Here is a 4,040-nt window from a genome sequence, read left to right as displayed (position 1 = left end):
GGACCGCTATGTGGAATTTGTGGACTGAGAACAGTCGCTTTGCTGCTTGCCAGCCAATAAGTGCGGCACACGAAAAACCCCCCCCCCTCCTAAACAAGGCGGGGCTTTTTTGCGTCTGCCGCGGGGAAAAACGGGGCTGGGGGCCGCGAGGCAAGTCCTAAAATTTGATGCCGAGGTCCAGATTGACGGAGCTATTTTTTATGATAACGTCGCTGAAGCCGCGGGTGTCGTCAAAGTAGTTGTCGATATTGGCCAGGCCGCGGTGGTAGCTGAAGCCGCCGAACACCTTGGTGCTCTGGCCCAGTTGGTATTCGGCCCCAAGGCCTGCCAACACGTCGGCGTCGTAAAAGGTGATGTGGTCGCTGGCTTTGGTTTCTTGCATGGTGGCTGGGTCTCTGTAAAACTTGCCTTCGTTGACGCGCGTGCCAATGGGCACATTTAGGGAGCCGCCCACCTGGAAGTACAGCCGCGCGTCGGGGGCTACCTCGTTGGTAAATAGCTTCACGGTTATCGGAACCTCCAAGTATTGCATGCTGATTTTTTGGGTGACATTTCCCCCCAGGCCGCTGACTCCACCAGAGGTTTCGGTGTAAGAAATTGTACCACCTTTGCCCGTGAGCAGCAAGCCAGTGCCAAAGGCATAGTTCTCGCCAAAGAAATAATCTACTACCAAGCCGCCGCCGAAGCTGAGTTTGCTGCCGTCGCTGGAAAAAGCCTGGGCCGACGTGGATTCGGCCCGTAGGCTGGTGATAGAAGGCGAGACTTTTAGGCCAATCTCAACCTGAGCCGAAGCGCTCGTGACTGCGGCCGTGAGGGCCAGTAGTGATAGCAGAATTTTTTTCATTCGGAATGAAGACCTTGTGGGCCGCTGGCACTTGCCACCGGCCGAATGGTTTGGGCTAATTTTGCATCAAAGTAACGACGTGTGAATAAGAAAAAATTTGTTTGGCGGCCAGCACTGCTTTCTCTGCTGGCGCTCGGTTGCGGGCTGAGCGCGTGCAAAAGCGGACCCGCCGCTGGCTGCCGGGACGATGCCGCCGCCGACGCGCCCGCCGTAGCTGTGCGCCTGCAGCGGCTGGAGCCCGCCTTCTTCGGGTTGAAAACGCCCGCCGATGCGCGGCAGTTTTTAGACGCGTATCCGGTTTTTGCCCGCTACTACCTGCAGCGCCAGCCCGCCAACGAGCAGCGCCTGACCACCACCCTGCCCCAGATGGCTACAAACGCTGCCTTGCAGCAGTTGGGCCGCGAAACGGCCGCCGCCTTCCCCGACAGCGCCGCGCTGCGCCGTGAGCTGGGCGAGATGTTCCGGCGGGTGCACTACTACTTCCCGGATTTCCGGGCCCCGCGGGCGGTGACGTACGTGAGCGGATTTTTGGGCAAGGACATTTACGTCAACGACAGCCTATTGGTGCTCAGTCTGGACTGGTTTGCGGGGCCGAAAGCCAGCAAGCGGCCGGACTTGCCGCAGTACATGCTGCGTCGCTACACGCCGGCCGGCCTGCTGCCGCTGCTCACCCAGAGCGTGGCGAGCAAGTACAACCGCCACGAGCTGACCGCCAACACGGTGCTCGACGCCATGGTGCATTCGGGAAAGGCGCTTTACTTCGCCAGCCAGATGCTGCCCTGCACGCCCGACTCCCTGCTGCTGGGTTACACTGGGCGCGAGATGACGGGCCTGGAAGCCAATGAGGCGCGGGTGTGGGGCCACTTCTTGGAAAAAAATCTGCTATACTCGACCACGCCGTTTCTGGTGCAGAAGTACGTGGGCGAGCGGCCCAACGTACCGGAGATTGACCACACCTGCCCCGGCCGGGTGGGCCAGTGGGTGGGCCTGCAAATCGTGCGCAAGTACGTGGCCGAGCATCCCGAAATAAGCCTCGGGCGTTTGATGGCCGAGAAGAACGCCCAGCGCTTTCTGAACGAGTCGCATTACCGACCGAAAAGGCAGTGAACAGTTATCAGTGGGCAGTTAATAACCAGAAAATTGATGATAACTGCTCACTGATAACTGTTCACTCGTTTCATGCACATCGCCGTTTTCAGCCAGTATCACACCAACCCCGACTGCCCGGCCACCAGCCGGCACTACGCGCTGCTGGCCCACGTGGCCAAAACGCACCGGGTGACACTGCTGACCACGCCTGCCTGGCAAAGCCAACGGTTGACCCGGGATTTTCCGTGGGTGCCGGCCGGCGTGGAAATCCGCGAGGCGCGGGTGCCTTATGACAACAAAATGGGCCCCGTTCGCCGGGCGCTGGCCTTTGCGCAGTACGCCGCCTGGGCCGTGCGCGAAGGCCTGCGCCTCGACCGGCCCGACGTCATCTGGGGCATCAGCACGCCGCTGACGGCGGCCTGGGCGGCGGCCCGGGTGGCGCGGCAGCGGCGGGTGCCGTGGGTGTTCGAAGTGCAGGACCTGTGGCCGTCGTTCCCCATTGCCATGGGGGCCGTGCCCACGGCCCTGGCCCGGCAGCAGCTCTACCGAATGGAGAAAAGGCTTTGCCAGAGCGCCCGGCACATTTTGCCGCTGTCGCCGGACATGGCGCGCTACGTGACGGACCTGGGTATTGCGCCCGCCAAGGTAACGACCGTGCTCAACGGCACCGACCTGGAGCTGGCGGCCCGCGCCACGCCCGCGGCAGTGGCCCAACTGCGCCAGGCACATGGCCTGGCGGGCAAGCAGGTGGTGCTGTACGCCGGCACCTTCGGGCGGGCCAACGACATCCCGACGCTGGTAGCCGCAGCCGAAGCCCTGGCCGCCGTGGATGCGGACGTAACGTGGGTGTTTCTGGGCCACGGCTTCTTCGAGCCGTTGATTGCGGCGGCGGCGGCGCGTTGGCCGGGGCGCATCCGGCTGGTGGGCGGGCAGGCGCGGCACGAAGTATTTGCGTGGTTTGCGCTGGCGGCGGTATCGATGGTATCGTTTCTGGGCCTGCCGGTGCTCGATGCCAACTCGCCGGCCAAGCTCTACGATTCGCTGGCGGTAGGCACGCCGGTGGTGGTCACCAATCAGGGCTGGACCAAGCGCCTGGTGGAGCAGTACGGTTGCGGCTGGTACGCGCCGGCCGGTGACGCCGTGGCGCTGGCGGCGCAGCTGCGGGCGCTGCTGGCGCAGCCTCACGAGTTGGCTGCCGCGGGTGGCAAGGGACGGGAACTGGCCGTGGTAGAATTTGACCGGCAACGGCTGGCCGCGCAGGTCCAGCAGATTCTGGAAATAGTCGCCGGGAAAGTATAAAGCCTTTGGTGCACGTTACACTGTAACATGCAACGTTTTGTGCTGTTTATAGCTGAGCTTGTGCCTGGGTGTGCTGGCTGGTGGCTCGAACACATTCGTAACGGTGCACAGCGGTGCAGGGCGGTGCTACGCGGCAGGTAGCGGCGCATGGGCCAGGGCTTGGCCAAAGTTCTTTTCAAAGTAGGCGCAGCTGGCGGCCAGAGGACAAATACTGCATTTGGGCGAGCGGGCCACGCAGATATAGCGGCCGTGCAAAATCAGCCAGTGGTGCGCTTTGGCCACTAACTCCCGGGGGATGTGCCGCACCAGGCCCTTCTCCACCGCCAACGGGGTGGTGGCCGTTTTCGGCACGAGGCCCAGGCGGTGCGAAACCCGGAACACGTGCGTGTCGACGGCCATGGCGGGCTGGTTGTAGATGACGGAAGCCACCACATTGGCCGTTTTGCGGCCCACGCCGGGCAGGCGCTGCAACTCGTCAATCTGGCTCGGGACCTCGCCGCCGAAGTCCTCGGTGAGCATCCGGCCCAGGCCGGCGAGGTGCTTGGCTTTGTTGTTGGGATAGGAAACGCTGCGGATGAAGGGAAAAATGTCGTCGGCCGTGGCCGCGCCCAGGTGCGCCGCCGTGGGAAATTCGGCCAGCAGGGCGGGCATCACCAGGTTTACCCGTTTGTCGGTGCACTGGGCGCTGAGCACCACCGCCACCAGCAACTCGTACGGGCTGCCGTAGGCCAGCTCGGTTTTGGGTTCCGGGAAGTTGGTGGTGAAATAGTCCAGGAAGGAGCGGAAACGGTCGGCGCGGCGCATGGCG

General features: G+C 63.0%; 4 protein-coding genes. 2 read left to right on the top strand and 2 right to left on the bottom strand.

Annotated elements, in window-relative coordinates; translation table 11 throughout:
• Positions 1 to 157 precede the first annotated feature (157 nt).
• The gene (locus RMO51_RS01925) at positions 158 to 844 is read right to left on the bottom strand and encodes a porin family protein (protein WP_310391502.1); all 687 of its coding nucleotides are present in this window, start codon (positions 842 to 844) and stop codon (positions 158 to 160) included.
• A gap of 81 nt (positions 845 to 925) precedes the next feature.
• Between RMO51_RS01925 and RMO51_RS01920 the strand changes: the two genes are divergently transcribed.
• On the top strand, positions 926 to 1,951 hold the full coding sequence (locus tag RMO51_RS01920) for a gliding motility lipoprotein GldB (protein ID WP_310391500.1): 1,026 nt from the start codon (positions 926 to 928) through the stop codon (positions 1,949 to 1,951).
• A 72-nt stretch (positions 1,952 to 2,023) separates the two neighbouring features.
• Positions 2,024 to 3,232: a glycosyltransferase family 4 protein gene (locus RMO51_RS01915; RefSeq protein WP_310391498.1), complete on the top strand. Its 1,209-nt coding sequence runs from the start codon at positions 2,024 to 2,026 to the stop codon at positions 3,230 to 3,232.
• A 126-nt stretch (positions 3,233 to 3,358) separates the two neighbouring features.
• On the opposite strand, the gene nth is transcribed toward RMO51_RS01915, so the two are convergent.
• The gene (nth, locus tag RMO51_RS01910; protein ID WP_310391504.1) at positions 3,359 to 4,036 is read right to left on the bottom strand and encodes an endonuclease III; all 678 of its coding nucleotides are present in this window, start codon (positions 4,034 to 4,036) and stop codon (positions 3,359 to 3,361) included.
• Positions 4,037 to 4,040 lie beyond the last annotated feature (4 nt).

It is taken from the genome of Hymenobacter sp. (genome assembly GCF_031398885.1).
Classification (GTDB): Bacteria; Bacteroidota; Bacteroidia; order Cytophagales; family Hymenobacteraceae; genus Hymenobacter.
The sequence above is the reverse complement of the archived record's forward strand: the minus strand, read 5'-3'. Positions and strand labels throughout refer to the sequence as shown.